The organism is Oxalobacteraceae bacterium OTU3CINTB1, from assembly GCA_024123955.1.
GTDB lineage: Bacteria > Pseudomonadota > Gammaproteobacteria > Burkholderiales > Burkholderiaceae_D > Rugamonas.
In genome coordinates, this window is record CP099652.1 from 4,559,687 (window position 1) to 4,571,361 (window position 11,675).

Annotated in this window: 9 protein-coding genes and 1 pseudogene; 9 read left to right on the top strand and 1 reads right to left on the bottom strand. The window is 69.1% G+C overall.

Translation table 11 applies throughout. From position 1 onward, the window contains the following. Positions 1–5: 5 nt before the first annotated feature. From NHH73_19715 to NHH73_19755, 9 genes and pseudogenes are all read left to right on the top strand, one after another. Positions 6–1,412 (top strand): oligosaccharide flippase family protein, encoded by a 1,407-nt coding sequence (locus NHH73_19715; GenBank protein ID USX24832.1) that lies wholly within the window; start codon positions 6–8, stop codon positions 1,410–1,412. After that, on the top strand, positions 1,399–2,595 hold the full coding sequence (locus NHH73_19720; GenBank protein USX24833.1) for a hypothetical protein: 1,197 nt from the start codon (positions 1,399–1,401) through the stop codon (positions 2,593–2,595). The genes NHH73_19715 and NHH73_19720 overlap by 14 nt, the downstream gene beginning before the upstream one ends. Positions 2,596–2,636: 41 nt before the next feature. Then, on the top strand, positions 2,637–3,347 hold the full coding sequence (locus tag NHH73_19725) for a hypothetical protein (GenBank protein USX24834.1): 711 nt from the start codon (positions 2,637–2,639) through the stop codon (positions 3,345–3,347). A 7-nt stretch (positions 3,348–3,354) separates the two neighbouring features. Continuing rightward, a complete protein-coding gene (locus tag NHH73_19730; protein USX24835.1) occupies positions 3,355–4,062 on the top strand; it encodes a hypothetical protein in 708 nt (235 codons plus the stop codon). Positions 4,063–4,066: 4 nt separating this feature from the next. Beyond that, on the top strand, positions 4,067–4,846 hold the full coding sequence (locus tag NHH73_19735; GenBank protein ID USX24836.1) for a hypothetical protein: 780 nt from the start codon (positions 4,067–4,069) through the stop codon (positions 4,844–4,846). A gap of 58 nt (positions 4,847–4,904) precedes the next feature. Further along, on the top strand, positions 4,905–6,146 hold the full coding sequence (locus NHH73_19740; GenBank protein USX24837.1) for a glycosyltransferase family 4 protein: 1,242 nt from the start codon (positions 4,905–4,907) through the stop codon (positions 6,144–6,146). 21 nt (positions 6,147–6,167) lie between these two features. Beyond that, positions 6,168–7,370: a DegT/DnrJ/EryC1/StrS family aminotransferase gene (locus NHH73_19745; protein ID USX24838.1), complete on the top strand. Its 1,203-nt coding sequence runs from the start codon at positions 6,168–6,170 to the stop codon at positions 7,368–7,370. Then, positions 7,364–7,948 (top strand): annotated as a pseudogene (locus NHH73_19750) (sugar transferase). The gene NHH73_19745 and the pseudogene NHH73_19750 overlap by 7 nt, the downstream one beginning before the upstream one ends. 162 nt (positions 7,949–8,110) lie before the next feature. Beyond that, on the top strand, positions 8,111–9,181 hold the full coding sequence (locus NHH73_19755; protein ID USX29661.1) for an acyltransferase family protein: 1,071 nt from the start codon (positions 8,111–8,113) through the stop codon (positions 9,179–9,181). 57 nt (positions 9,182–9,238) lie between these two features. Here NHH73_19755 and NHH73_19760 read toward each other — a convergent pair whose 3' ends face one another. Beyond that, the gene (locus tag NHH73_19760) at positions 9,239–11,575 is read right to left on the bottom strand and encodes a DUF1565 domain-containing protein (GenBank protein USX24839.1); all 2,337 of its coding nucleotides are present in this window, start codon (positions 11,573–11,575) and stop codon (positions 9,239–9,241) included. Positions 11,576–11,675: the final 100 nt, after the last annotated feature.

Genomic DNA, 11,675 nt, shown 5'->3' on the forward strand with positions numbered 1-11,675 from the left:
GCGCCATGTCCATGCCCATGCCCAAGCTGCCCGCGCTGCCGACGTTCTGGAAACACCTGCTCACCGTGACGGGCGGCTCGGTGGCCGCGCAGGCGCTGCCGATCCTGGCCGCGCCGCTGATCACGCGCCTGTGCACGCCGGCGGAGATGGGAGCGTTCAGCGTCTGGTTCGGGGTGGTCGCCATCGCCGCGGTGATCGCCACCTTGCGCATGGAGAACGCGATGATCTTCGACCAGCGCCGCCAGCGCCAGCACCTGTGCTTCAGCGTGGTGGCCTGGTCGGCGACCTGGCTGGCGCTGCTGATAACGGTGGCCGCCGCCTTGGTCAAGATGTCCTGCCTGACCAGCATGTCCTGGCTGGGCGCGCTGACCCTGGGCCTGGCGGCCTGGCTGACGGCGACGATGCAAACCACGCTCGCCTACGCCGCCTCGCACAACGCCTTCGCCCCGGCCGCCAAGGCCAGGATCGTCGCGGCGGGCGGCATCGCGCTGGCGCAGCTGGGCATCCTGAGCCTGGGGGCCGGCACCGACGCGCTGAAGGCCGGTCACCTGATCGGACTGGCGCTGGGCCTGCTGGCCGCGCGCATCCTGCTCAAGCCGCCGCTGGCACGGCGCGCGGCCCGCGCGCCATCGGCGGACGCGTGGCGCCAGCGCCCGAACTGGCGCACCTGGCGCACCTGGCGCGACGGCCTGCGTGCCAGGGCGCCGGCGCTGTGGCAGCGGCTCTCGCGCCGCAGCCTGTCGGTGCTGTTCCCATCGAAAACGCAGCGCGCCTTCCTGCGCACCCACCGCGCGCTGTGGAACTTTACCTTGCCGGCCAATCTGCTCAACACCGGCGTCGGCCAGCTGCCGCTGCTGATCATCGGCGCCCGCCACGGCGTGATGGCCGCCGGGCTGTTCGCGCTGACGCAGCGGGTGCTGGCCGCGCCGATCTCGCTGCTGGCGGCGTCGGTGCACGAAGTGTTCAAACGCGAATCGGTGCGCCAGTACCAGGACACCGGCAATTGCCGTCCGGCCTATGTGCACGCGCTGCGCGTGTTGCTGCTGCTGGGCTGCGTGCCGTCGCTGATCCTGCTGGTGGCCTCGCCGGCGCTGTTCGCCTTCGCCTTTGGCGAGGCCTGGCGCGGCGCCGGCGAGCTGGCCCAGATCCTGGCGCCGCTGTACTTCCTCAATTTCCTGGCCAGTCCGCTGAGCTATGTGTTCTTCGTCGCCGGGCGCCAGAAGATCGAACTGGTGTGGCAGATCGCGCTGTTCATCATGACCGTCGCGGTGTTCGCCGCCCCGCTCACGCTCAAGCAAAACGTGCTGGCCTACGCCGTCGGCTACTCGCTGCTGTACCTGCTGTACCTGCGCATGTCCTACCGCTACAGCGTCAACCGCAACCCGGCCGGAGGCCTGCATGCTGCCCGCTGAGCGCCCCGGCGCCCCCACCGGCCTGCCCGGCCCGGCCTGCGCCGAGCTGGCCTTCTTCCTGCTGTTCCCCGGCTTTTTCGCCTATCAGACCTTGCTGGGGCTGGGCGTGATCCGCGCCTTCCTGGGCGGCTACTTCGCCATCGTCGCGCTGCTGATGTTTCCGCTGCTGCTGCTGTCCTACCTGCGCCGCCTGCACGCGCACGCTTACCGCCTGCACGGCGTCGACGCCGCCCTGTTCGGCTTCCTGGCCTATTTCGCGGCCGTGATGGCCTGCAACGCGGCCAGCGCCGACGCTGGCATCCTCGGCTCCCACGTGCTGGGCATCGTCTATATACTCAGCCTGTTCATCATCTTCAAGACGCTGGACTTCCAGGGCCGGCGCTTCCGGCTGACCCATTTGGCTAGCCTGGCCGCGATGTCGGTTGTGGTGTTCAGCTTCTCGGTCGACGGCGCGTTCTACCTAGCCGTGCTGGGCGCCGCCCGCGACCCCGACAGCGTCGCCACCTACCAGGGTTTCTCGCGCTCCTACCTGGTGCCGCTGGCCGTCATGCTGGCCTGCACCCGCCAGCGCGGCGTGCGCTGGGCGCTCTACGCGCTCGGGCTGCCGACCTTGTACATCAACACCGCCCGCAGCGAGTTCGGCGCGCTGCTGTTCCTGATCCCGCTGATCGAGTTCCATGCCTCGCGCCACCGCATGGCCATGGTGGCGGTCTTCCTGCTGCTGTTCCTGCTGCTCAAATTCAATCTGGACGCCATCATCGCCGCCGTGCCCGACAACCGCACGCTGGAGCTGCTCGACCTGTCGCATTCGTCGTCGGTCAGCGCGCGCCACCACTTGACCGAGCAGGCGCTGCGCAGCATCGACCTGCACCCCGTGCTGGGCGACTATGCCAGCTACCAGCCGGGCAACTACGCGCACAACATCCTGTCGGCCTGGGTCGACCTGGGCCTGTTCGGCTTCCTCGGGCTGCTGGCCTTGCTGACGTTTCCGCTGGCCCAGATGGCCGTGCACGGCTACCTGTTGGGCGGACGCGCCAGCCGCGACCAGCGTTTCGTCCTGGCGTGGTGCCTGCTCGGGGTCACCTTGCTGTTGCTGTGCATGTCGCACTATTTCAGCGACATGCTGATCGGCGCCGCGCTCGGCGCCTACGCCCGCTACCGCTCCGGAGGCCGTGATGCTTGAGATCGACCTGCCGCACGGGGCAACCAAGCTGATTCAATTCCATGAACATCTCTGACCACATCGCGCGCCTGCGGGAAATGTCGCGCCTGGCCGCCGACATCGTCCGGCTGCCGCGCGCGCGGCTGCGCTTCGACACCGCCCTCAACCCCGAACTGGTGCGGCGCACCCACCGCCTGTTTACCCAGCCGCATCCGCGCTACCGGCTGGTGCGCAACAAATCGCTCGGCGTCGCGCTGATCGACCTGCGCGCCTACGACAGCGGCGAGGCCTATCTGCACGCGCTGCGGCGGCGCGACTACGCCGGCTACCACAGCCGGCGCGCCCGCGAGCGCGGCTACACGGTCGCCGAGATCGACCGCAACGATTACATCGACGACATCCACAGCATCAACACCTCGGCCGACGAGCGCCAGGGCCGGCCGATGGACCCGGCCTACGCCACCAGGACCACGTGCTACGACCCGGCGGACGGCCTGTGCCACTACGGCGTGCTCGACAAGGATGGCCGGTTGGTGGCCTACGGCGATGTCGGCATCTATGGCGACTTCGCCGCCACCGACCGCCTGCTCGGCTACAAGAACAACGACGGCGTCATGTACCTGCTGCTGGCCGACATCGCCTGCCGCCTGATCGACGATGGCCGCCTCAATTACCTGATGTACGACACCTACCTGGGCGCGTTGCCGGGGTTGCGCAACTTTAAGAAAAAACTGGGCTTCCAGCCTTACCGTATTCGTTACTCCATTTGCTGAGGACACCATGATGAACAAGCTCGCCAACCAATGCAAACTGATGCTCGACGTGGTCCGGCTGCCGGTCGCCAAGCTGTGCTTCGACACCAGCTTCCATCCGGACGACGTGCGGGAAACCCACCGCCGTTTCACCAGTCCCCACCCGAAATACAAGGTGTTCGGCTACAAGCAGCTGGGCGTGGCCCTGATCGACCTGCGCCGCCTGGCCGGAACGGCCGCCTGCGCCGACGGCATCACCGGTGTCAGCGGCGCGGCCACCTATGTCAGCAAGGCGCGCCGGCGCGGCTACTCGCTCGCCGAGATCGACCGCAACGACCATGTCGACGCCATCCACGACATCAACACCAGCCTCGACAGCCGGCAAGGCAGGCCGATGGACGCCAGCTACCGCGACAAGAAGGTCCATTACGAGACGCAAAGCCATTATCGCTACTTCGGCGTGTTCAACAAGGAGGGCAAGCTGATGGCCTACTGCAACATTGGACGCTACGGCAACTTCACCGCCTTCTCGCAACTGATCGGCTACCGCAACAACGACGGCGTCATGCACTTGCTGGTGACCGACATCGTCAGCCTGCTGCTGCGGGAGCTGCAGGCCGGCCACGGTCCGGAGTTTTTGATGTACGACACCTTCTTCGGCGCCCAGCCCGGCCTGCGGCAATTCAAGACCATGCTCGGCTTCACCCCCTACCGCGTCCGCTACAGCCTGCGCTGACATCATGCGTACCGTAATCAATCGCCTCTACAGCGACTACCTGATGCCGTCGCGCCTGCCGCACTACGACGCGCTGCTGCAACACGCGCGCCAGGAGGGCTACCGGCAGACGTCGGTGCGCGCCTGGCTGGCGGCGCTGCGCGGCGGGCGCGCCGGCGGCGGCCGGGTGCTGGTGCACCGCCACGACATCGACACCGACCTGCCGACCGCGCGCCGCATGTTCGAGCTGGAACAAAAACACGGCGTGCGCGCCAGCTACTATTTCCGCCTGTCGACCCTGGACTTCGGCCTGATGCGCGAGATCGAACGCTATGGCAGCGAGGCCAGCTACCACTACGAGGAGATCGCCACCTACGCCAAGCGGGCCCACCTGAAAGACCCGGCCCGGGTGCGCGCCCGCATGGACGAGATCCGCGCCCAGTTCGAGCGCAACTTCCGCCGCATCGAGGAACAGCTGGGCAGCAAGCTGCACACGGTCGCCAGCCACGGCGACTTCGCCAACCGGCGCCTGGGCATGATCAACCACGAACTGCTGGACGACGCCGCGCTGCGCGCGCGCTGCGGCATCGCCTGCGAAAGCTACGACCGCGAACTGCTGTCGAGCTTTGACCTGTACATCAGCGACCGGCCCTACCCGCAGTATTTCCATCCGATGCCGCCGCGCGCGGCGTTCGGCGCCTACCGCCGCATCTGCCTGCTGACCCATCCGGCCCAATGGCGCACCAACTGGGCCGCCAGCAGCGGCCACAACCTGCGGCGGCTGGTCGAGGCCTGGCGCTGGTGACGACCGGCCGCGACCCGATCATCCATAGCGCAACCAGGCAACAACGAGGGCAACACCGATGAACATACTGCTGATTAACCACTACGCCGGTTCGGTGCGGCACGGCATGGAGTACCGGCCCTACTACCTGGGGCGCGAATGGGTGCGCGCCGGCCACCGGGTGCGCATCGTCGCCTCGTCGAATTCGCACCTGCGCGCGCTGGCGCCCGAGCTGAACGGACGCCGCGTGCTCGACGAGACCATCGACGGCATCGACTACCGCTGGCACGCGACGCCGGCCTACCGCGGCAACGGCCTGGGGCGCGCCGCCAACATGGCCGCCTTCGTCGCCGCGCTGTACCGGGGCGCGCCGCGCCTGGCGCGCAACTTCCAGCCCGACCTGGTGATCGCCTCGAGCACCTATCCGGCCGACATCTGGCCGGCGCGCCGCATCGCCGCGCTGGCCGGCGCGCGCCTGGCGTTCGAGGTGCACGACCTGTGGCCGCTGTCGCCGATGGAACTGGGCGGCATGCCGGCCTGGCACCCGTTCGTCGTGCTGATGCAGGCGGCCGAGGACTACGCCTACCGCCACGCCGACACCGTCATCTCGATCCTGCCCAAGGCCGGCGCCCACATGGCCGCGCGCGGCATGGCGCCGCACAAGCTGCACGTGGTGCCCAACGGCGTCGACCTCGACGAATGGGACCTGCCGCCGCTGCCGCTGCCGGCGCCGGCGGCGGCCCTGCTGGCCGAACTGCGCCGGCAGGGCCGCACGGTGGTCGGCTACGCCGGCAGCCACGGCCTGGCCAACGCGCTCGACACCCTGCTCGACGCCGCCGCGCTGCTGCAGGACCGGCCGCTGGCGTTCGTGCTGGCCGGGGCCGGCCCCTACAAGCAGGCGCTGCAGCGCAAGGCCGCCGCCGCCGGGCTGCGCGACGTCCACTTCCTCGAGCCGCTGGCCAAGCGCCACATGCCGGCGCTGCTGCGCGGCTTCGACCTCGCCTACCTCGGCTGGCGGCGCCAGCCGCTGTACCGCTTCGGCATCTCCCCCAACAAGCTGGGCGACTACATGATGGCGGCCCGGCCCATCCTCCACGCGGTCGAGGCGGCCAACGATCCGGTGGCCGAGGCCGGATGCGGCCTGAGCCTGGCGCCGGACGATCCGGCCGCGCTGGCCGCCGCCATCGCCCGCCTGGCCACCATGCCGGCGGCGCGCCGCTACGAACTGGGCCAGCGCGGCGCCGGCTACGCCCGCGCCCACCTCAATTACGCGCTGCTGGCCGACCGCTTCCTGGCCGCCTGCGCCGCGCCGCCGCCCTGACACGCCCACCAAGGAGACATCATGCCCTCATCACGCCAGCCGCTGGACGCGGCGCCCCGCCCGGCGGCCACCGCCACCGACTTCCTGCCGTTCGCGCTGCCCGACCTGGGCGACGAGGAGGCCGCCGCCGTGCTCGAATGCCTGCGCTCGGGCTGGATCACCACCGGCGCCGTCAGCCGCCGCTTCGAGCAGGCCTTCGCCGCGTTCCTCGGCGGCGGCGTCACCGGCGTGGCCGTCAACTCGGCCACCGCCGGCCTGCACCTGGCGCTCGAGGCGCTCGGCATCGGCCCCGGCGACGAGGTGATCGTGCCGACCATGACCTTCACCGCCACCGCCGAAGTGGTGCGCTACCTCGGCGCCGACCCGGTGCTGGTCGACGTCGACGAACATACCCTGTGCATCTGCCCGGACGCCATCGCCGCCGCCATCACGCCGCGCACGCGCGCCATCGTGCCGGTCCACTACGCCGGCCTGGCCTGCGACATGGACGCCATCCTGGCGCTGGCCCGGCGCCACAATCTGCGCGTGGTCGAGGACGCGGCGCACGCCTTCCCCACGCTGTACAAGGGCCGCGCCGTCGGCACCCTGGACAGCGACGCCACCGTGTTCAGCTTCTACGCCAACAAGACCATCACCACCGGCGAAGGCGGCATGGTGGTCTGCCGCGATCCGGCGCTGCTGCGGCGCGTGCGGGTCATGCGCCTGCACGGCATCAGCGAGGACGCCTTCGACCGCTACACCTCGCGCCGCCCGGCCTGGTTCTATCAGGTCGTCGCGCCCGGCTACAAATACAATATGACCGACATCGCGGCGGCCATCGGCTGCGAACAGCTGCGCAAGATCGGCCGCTTCCTGGCGCGGCGCCAGGCGCTGGCGGCGCGCTATGCCGAGGGCCTGCGCGCACTGCCGCTGCGCCTGCCGCCGGACGCCGATGGGGGTGGCCAGCACGCCTGGCATTTGTATCCGGTGCGGCTGGCGGCGGGCGCGCCGCTGGCGCGCGACCGGCTGATCGAACTGCTCGCCGAGCGCGGCATCGGCACCAGCGTGCACTACATCCCCCTGCACCGCCAGCCCTACTGGCGCGAGCGCTACGCGCTGCGGCCCGAAGATTTCCCGCGCGCAGAGGCCGGCTACGAGTGCCTGCTGACCTTGCCCTTGTACACCCGCATGACGGACGCCGACCAGGCGCGCGTCATCGCCACCCTGACGGAGCTGCTATGTTAACCAAACGCTGGTTCGATATCGTCGCCGCGCTGGCAGGCCTGTTGCTGCTGGCGCCGCTGATGCTGGTGCTGGCGGCGTGGATCAAGGCCGACTCGGCCGGGCCGGTGCTGTACCGCCAGCGCCGGGTCGGGCGCAACGGCGTGGCGTTCCGCATCGACAAGTTCCGCACGATGCACGCCTCGGCCGAGGACATCGGCCTGCTGTCGCTGGCCGACGACGCCCGCGCCACCCGCGCCGGCCGGCTGCTGCGCCGCCACAAGCTCGACGAATTGCCGCAACTGTTCAACGTGCTGCGCGGCGAGATGAGCCTGGTGGGGCCGCGTCCCGAGGTGCCGCGTTATGTGGAACACTATCCGCCGGCGGTGCGCGACATCGTGCTGTCGGTGCCGCCCGGCATCACCGACTGGGCCGCGATCCACTTCCGCGACGAGGGCGAGATCCTGCGCCGGGCGGCCGACCCGGAACGGACCTACGTGACGCAGGTGCTGCCGGTCAAGCTCGATTATTACGTGCGCTATGTGCAGCAGCGCAGCCTGTTCACCGACCTGCGCATCCTGTTCCAAACGCTTGGCGCGCTGCTGTCGGGGCGGCCGGCCCCGGCGGCGGCGCCCGGGACCGCGCAGGCCGCCGCGCGGGGAAGCGGCTGGCCGCGCCTGCGCCTGCTCAAGGAAAGCCGGCTGGGACCGCACGAGTGGCAGTCGCCGCTGATCTCGCTGCTGCGCGGCCTGGCGGCGCTGCAGGTGGCGGCCGCGCATCTGCGCGCCGAAGTCTTCCCCGGCCTGAGCACGCTGCAAGACCCGTCGCTGTGGTACCTCGGGCTGTCGTTCTTTTCCGGCTTCGCCCATCAGGCGGTGGTGGTGTTCTTCGTGCTCAGCGGCTGGCTGGTGGGCGGCAGCCTGCTCGACCGCATCGGCAAGCCGCGCGCGCTGCGCGATTACGCGATCGACCGGGTCACGCGGCTGTGGATCGTGTTGCTGCCGGCCTTCGTGCTGATGCTGCTGCTCGGCCTGGGCAGCGGCGAGCTGGACGCACAACAACCCAGGCTGGCCGACGCCAGCCCGTGGTCGCTGGCCACCTTGCTGGGTAATCTGGCCGGCGTGCAGACAATGGCGGTGCCCGTTTTCGGCGGCAACTTCCCCTTGTGGAGCCTGGCCTACGAAACCTGGTACTACGCGCTGTTCCCGCTGCTGGTGCTCGCGCTACGGCCCGGCACCACGCAGTGGCGGCTGGCCGCCGCCTTCGCGGCGGTGGCGCTGGCGTTCTGCCTCGGCTCCGTCATCGCGTTGTACTTCCTGGTGTGGTTGATGGGGGCCGGGGCCTCGCGCGTGCGGCTCGACCTCGGCCGGCTCCAGCGCCATGCGGGCTGGCTGCTGTTCGGCGCGCTGGCCGTGGCGCTGCGCCTGCAGGGGCAGGACGGCGACCTGGACGCGCAATCGCTGGGATGGGACCTGCTGTACAGCGGGCTGTTCCTGTTGTGCCTGTGCGGCGCGGGACGCCGCGATCCGGCCGCGATGCGGCCGCTGGTGGCGGCCGGCGCCTTCCTGGCCGGTTTCTCGTTCACCTTGTATGTGCTGCATGTGCCGCTGCTGCGGATGCTGTGGGCCTACCGCGGCGGGGCGTTGCTGTCGAGCGACGATCCGGCCAGCATCATGGTATATGCCGCCATGCTGGCCATCATCGTCTCGCTGTCCTACCTGATCCACCTGCCGTTCGAGGCGCAGACGTCCAGGCTGCGACGGTTCATCAAGCAATGCCTGCCGGGACGGGCCGGCGGCAAACTGGGGGCGCCGGCGGCGGGCGAAGCCGGCTAGTGGCCGGCCCGCCGGCGGCGGCATGGTCTGCCGCCGCTTGCCTCCCCTTACCGCGGTTTACTTATATGCGCCGATGCTGACCGGCTGCATCGGCGTGCCCGCGATGTCGACCGCCGGCGCGTAGGTGGTGGTGCCGGCGCCCTTGGCGGGCGAGGTGCTGCGCAGGTGCAGGTCCGGCGTTCCCGTACGGGTGTACGAGACGAACTGCGGATCGGCGCTGACCGTGCCGCTGGCCACCAGGCCGTTACGCAAACTGAAGTTGTAGTTGGCGTTCTGGTACACCAGGTTGTTGCGGTAGGTGTTGCGGGTACCGGTCTTGCCCTGTTCAGAGATGCCGTAGCGGTTGTCGTAGACGATGTTGTTGACCACGTGCGTGTTATCGGCCCCGGCGCCGCCGTGGTAGAAGTCGCCACCGCCGACGATGATGCCGATGCCGGAGTTGGCCACGGTGTTGTTGGCGATGACGACGTCGGTGGCGTCGTGCCACAGGTGGATCGCGCCTTGGGCGACGCGGTACACGACGTTGCCGACCACGCTGCCCGAGGTGCTCACGTAGATGCCGTGCACATGGCTGCAGCCGGCCGGGCCGATGTCGTAGACAAAGTTATTGATGACATCGCCCTTGACGCCGTTGTAGTAGGAGTCCACGCCGATGGCCGAGCCGCCGGTGCCGTCACACGCGATGTTCTGGGCGACGTGGTGCACCCGGTTGTTGCGGATGACATCGTAGGAGCCGCCGTTGTAGATGCCGCTGCGCCACTTGGTGCCGCTCTGGTAGGCGCTGCCGTCCACCTCGAAGCCGTTGATCTCGACGTAGTTGCCGCGGTTGTCCCAGGCCACGCTGCTGCTCGAGTTCGCCGGCGGAACGATCTTCGCGCCCCACTTGGTGGTTGAGACGTAGTAGATGCGCCCGTTCGCGGTGCCGTTGGCGTTGGTCCTGAAGCCGCCCGCGTAGTTGCCTGGCGCCACGTGCACGGTGGTGCTCGGCGCGGCCAGCGCGGCGGCGCGCGCGATCGTCTTCAGCGGCGAGCCCTGCGTGCCGGAATTGCTGTCCGAGCCGCCGGTGGACACGTACAGGTGGTTGGCGGTGGCAGGCGTCGCGGTAGGCGTCGGCGTTGGCGTCGGGGTCGGGGTCGGCGTCGGGGTCGGCGTCGGGGTCGGCGTGGGCGTCGGCGTGGTGCCGGCGTACTCGTAGGCGCCCAGATCGTCGGCGGCGCCGGACGGTCGGCCCCTGCCGTCGAAGTCGATCGGTGGCGCGTCGACCGCCAGGCCCTTGTCGATCGCAGGCGAGGTGGCGCGCAAATGATAGTCGCCGCCACCGGTGCGCACGTAGTTGACGAACTGCGGCGCGGCCGCGATGGTCGCCACCGCCACGCCCTTCAGGAGCAGGTAGCCTTGGGATGACTGCTGGAACATCAGGTTGTTCGCATAGGTATTGTGGGAGCCGATGTTGCCCTGTTCGACCACGCCATAGACGGTGTCGTAGACGATGTTGTTCGTCACGCGCGAATTGTCCCCCGCCGCCGTCGCGTGGTAATAATCGCCGCTGCCCACCACCACGCCGGTGTCGGAGGCGAAGATGGTGTTGTTGACGACATCGACGCCCGAGGCGTCGTGCCACAGGCGCACCGCCGCGTTCGAGATGCCGTGGATGATATTATTCTTGACATCCGTGCCCGCGCTGTTGACGTAGACACCGTACATCGTGCGGCAGCCGTCGGCGCCGATATCGTGCACCATATTGTCGCGGACGTCATGCGCGCTGCCCTTGAAATAGCTGTCGGCGCCGATGCCGCCGCCCGTGGCGCAGGCGCCGCGCCCGATGTGGTGCACGCGGTTGCCGTGCACGCCGCCGAACGAGCCGCCGGTGTAGATGCCGGTGGTCCAGACGGTGCCGGCGCGCGCCGCGCTGCCGTCGACCTCGAAGCCGACGATGTCGACGTAGTCGCCGCGGTTGTCCCACGCCGCCGCCGTGCTGGAGGTGGCCGGCGGCACGATCTTCGCCCCCCACTTGCGGTCCGACACATACTTGATGCGCGCGGTGGCCGTGCCGCTGGTGCTGGTGACGAAGCCGCCGGCATAGGTGCCGGGTGCGACGTGCACGATGGTACCGGGCGTGGCCGCCTGCGCCGCCCGGCCGATGGTCAGGAATGGCGCCGCCTGGGTGCCGGGGTTGCTGTCTGAACCTGTGGTTGAAACATAGAGCTCGCTGGCGGCGGCCGCGCCGTTGTAGGTGACGCTGGCGGCCAGCACGGGCGCTTGCGCCGCCGTGGCCGCATGCCGTCCCTGGTCGCCGCCGCTGCCGCCGCCGCAAGCGGCCAGCAGCATTGCGCAGGCGCCCAGACCGATGGTCGTGGCGCTCCCTTGGGACAGGTAGTTGACAGAATTGTTCATCAGACTTTCCTCGTTCATGAAGTGAATGAGGAAGGTTTGATCTGAATCAAATTCTATAGTTCAATGCTTTTAGAAAAAAATTCTGGCAAGACATTATTGC

Coding starts and splice junctions, on each gene's coding strand:
- NHH73_19715 (USX24832.1), top strand. CDS start 6: ATGTCCATGCCCATGCCCAAGCTGCCCGCGCTGCCGACGTTCTGGAAA.
- NHH73_19720 (USX24833.1), top strand. CDS start 1,399: ATGCTGCCCGCTGAGCGCCCCGGCGCCCCCACCGGCCTGCCCGGCCCG.
- NHH73_19725 (USX24834.1), top strand. CDS start 2,637: ATGAACATCTCTGACCACATCGCGCGCCTGCGGGAAATGTCGCGCCTG.
- NHH73_19730 (USX24835.1), top strand. CDS start 3,355: ATGATGAACAAGCTCGCCAACCAATGCAAACTGATGCTCGACGTGGTC.
- NHH73_19735 (USX24836.1), top strand. CDS start 4,067: ATGCGTACCGTAATCAATCGCCTCTACAGCGACTACCTGATGCCGTCG.
- NHH73_19740 (USX24837.1), top strand. CDS start 4,905: ATGAACATACTGCTGATTAACCACTACGCCGGTTCGGTGCGGCACGGC.
- NHH73_19745 (USX24838.1), top strand. CDS start 6,168: ATGCCCTCATCACGCCAGCCGCTGGACGCGGCGCCCCGCCCGGCGGCC.
- NHH73_19760 (USX24839.1), bottom strand. CDS start 11,575: ATGAACAATTCTGTCAACTACCTGTCCCAAGGGAGCGCCACGACCATC.